The following is a 2,121-nucleotide window of genomic DNA, read 5'->3' as shown; positions in this document are numbered from 1 at the left end:
GCACCCCGCCCTCACATCTGCCGACCGGCCCCCCCGGGGTGGGGGTGGCCGGGCGGCGGGCGCGGGCCCCGCGCCCCGCGGGGGGGGGCGGGGGCGCGGCCCCCGCGGCCGTACGACCGCGGGCGCCGCTCCTGTGGCTGTCGTGGCGGCGTGCGCCACCCGAGGGCATTGGACGCACGCACTGCCGCCCGCCGCCTGCCGTGCCGGGCGTCGCGGACCGGGACTGATCCAAATGAAGGCCCCCTAGGCGCCGACCAGGACCGGCTCCGGCTGCTCGGCCGCCTGTTCCTCCCGGTTCCGTGCCGCCACAGCCGGCAGGGGCAGGGCACGCGGCAGGGGACGGGCCTCGCGGAGGCTGGGCGCGGGCGCCGCCGGAACGAGGGGGGCCCGCTCGCCGGACCTGGCCCGCTGGGAGAACCAGATGATCTTGCCGCCGGCCGCGGTGGCGCAGCAGCCCCAGCCGTTGCTCAGCGCCGCGATCTGCGTCAGACATCCGCTCGGCGCGTAGTGCGGCCGGATGTCCCGTTCGGCGTCCTGGACCGCGGTGATGAGGTGCTGACCGTTCCACCACATCTCGATCGTGGTGTTCTTGTCGGCCGCGTGCCGGTCGATCGTGCGTAGGAGCGCCTCGGCGCACTGACACACGGGCTCGACGAGTGTCTCGAGGTCCCAGTACCGGAGGTGGGCGGCCAGAATCCGCCGGACCTGCCCGATGCGCTCCGGGCTGAGTTCCATGTCGAGGTGGTAGTAGCAGGGTGCTGCGGTCTTCATTGTCGTTGGCTCCTCACCGGCGAAGCTCTCGCTCCTCCTCCGGCCCAGGGGGCCGAGCCCCGATCACGAAGCGTGAGCACTCATCGCTTCTGAGTCAGTCCCAGAGTGATGGCGCTACTCCATTCGTGCAACACGAAGCCCGATCGCCCAAGGTGGTTGAAAACCGAACAGGACGCTGCGTGGCGCACCGTGCACCATGGGTGAAGGTCTCGATCGCCGTAACGGATCACCCCCGCTCCGTGCACGGCTGTCGCGCACCCTCCGGACGTGCGGCCTCACGCGCCCCTGCCGGAACCATGCTCAGCGCAGAGAGTGGGAGGTGACCGTGCCATGCTCCAGCCGGCCAGAGCCGAGGTCGCCAGACACCTCGAGCAGTACCGCGCCTGGGAGCGCCTGATGCTCGCGTCCCCCGACAACCGCGCCGTCCGCGGCAACTTCGAGAACACGGGCTACACGCTGTGCGTGCTGATGGGCAAGCGCTGCGCACGCGAGGCCGTCGACGCCGCCGAGCTGTATCTGAAGGCCCGTGAACATGGGGACCCGCGCCACCGTGACCCGCACGGCCCCCACGACCCCCGTGAGCGGACCGTTTCCAGAACTTGTCCCACACCGTCGGCGAACGCGTAGGAGACGTCGTACGCAGATGTGAAGCGAACACCGCAGAGCCGGCGCCCACCGAGGCCCGAGAACGGCGGAGGAGGCGAAGTCCATGGAACCGCAGGCCGTGCACCAGGCTGCGAGCGGCGCCGTCACCGGCGGCGTGAGGCCCCTGACCGGGCGCATCCCGATCGTGGACGTCCGGCCCGCCGTCGACGGCGGGAGACGTCCGGCCAAGGCGGTGGAGGGGGAGACCTTCCAGGTCACCGCCACGGTCTTCGGTGAGGGGCACGGCGCGATCGGCGCGAATGTCGTACTCAGGGACCCCGAGGGCCGTCCCGGTCCCTGGACACCGATGCGCGAACTGGAACCCGGATCGGACCGCTGGGGCGCCGAGGTGACACCGACGTCGGTCGGCAACTGGACCTATCTGGTGGAGGCGTGGAGCGATCCGGTCACCACCTGGCGGCGGCACGCGCAGATCAAGGTGCCGTCCCGCATCGATGTCGCACTGGTTTTGGACGAGGGCGCCGACCTGTACGAACGGGCCGCGGCCGGAGTGCCGGAGGGGCCACCGCGGGACACGGTACGGGCGGCCGTCCGCGCCTTGCGCGACGAGTCCCGGCCACCAGTCGCCCGTCTTGCCGCCGCCCTGTCTCCCGAGGTGGGTGAGGTGTTGGCGCGGTTTCCGTTGCGGGAGTTGGTGACGTCGTCGGGTGTGTTGCCGTTGCTGGTGGAGCGGGAGCGGGCGTT

At 71.7% G+C, this 2,121-nt stretch carries 3 protein-coding genes; 2 read left to right on the top strand and 1 reads right to left on the bottom strand.

The window, feature by feature from the left end; genetic code table 11:
* Nucleotides 1–243: 243 nt before the first annotated feature.
* A complete protein-coding gene (locus ABZ823_RS19280) occupies nucleotides 244–771 on the bottom strand; it encodes a pep a2 (protein WP_361661334.1) in 528 nt (175 codons plus the stop codon).
* 330 nt (nucleotides 772–1,101) lie between these two features.
* Between ABZ823_RS19280 and ABZ823_RS19275 the strand changes: the two genes are divergently transcribed.
* Both ABZ823_RS19275 and ABZ823_RS19270 read left to right on the top strand, forming a co-directional pair.
* Nucleotides 1,102–1,398 carry a DUF5133 domain-containing protein gene (locus tag ABZ823_RS19275; protein ID WP_361661332.1) on the top strand — a complete coding sequence of 99 codons (297 nt, stop codon included), beginning with the start codon at nucleotides 1,102–1,104 and terminating at the stop codon, nucleotides 1,396–1,398.
* 82 nt (nucleotides 1,399–1,480) lie between these two features.
* Nucleotides 1,481–2,121 (top strand): maltotransferase domain-containing protein (locus tag ABZ823_RS19270; RefSeq protein ID WP_361661329.1); only part of this gene is annotated, 641 nt, incomplete at its 3' end.

It is taken from the genome of Streptomyces sp. NPDC047079 (assembly GCF_040643755.1).
Lineage (GTDB): Bacteria > Actinomycetota > Actinomycetes > Streptomycetales > Streptomycetaceae > Streptomyces.
The sequence above is the reverse complement of the archived record's forward strand: the minus strand, read 5'-3'. Positions and strand labels throughout refer to the sequence as shown.

Bases quoted from the DNA above. Each gene is read 5' to 3' on its own strand.
- ABZ823_RS19280 (WP_361661334.1), bottom strand. From the start codon at position 771: ATGAAGACCGCAGCACCCTGCTACTACCACCTCGACATGGAACTCAGC.
- ABZ823_RS19275 (WP_361661332.1), top strand. From the start codon at position 1,102: ATGCTCCAGCCGGCCAGAGCCGAGGTCGCCAGACACCTCGAGCAGTAC.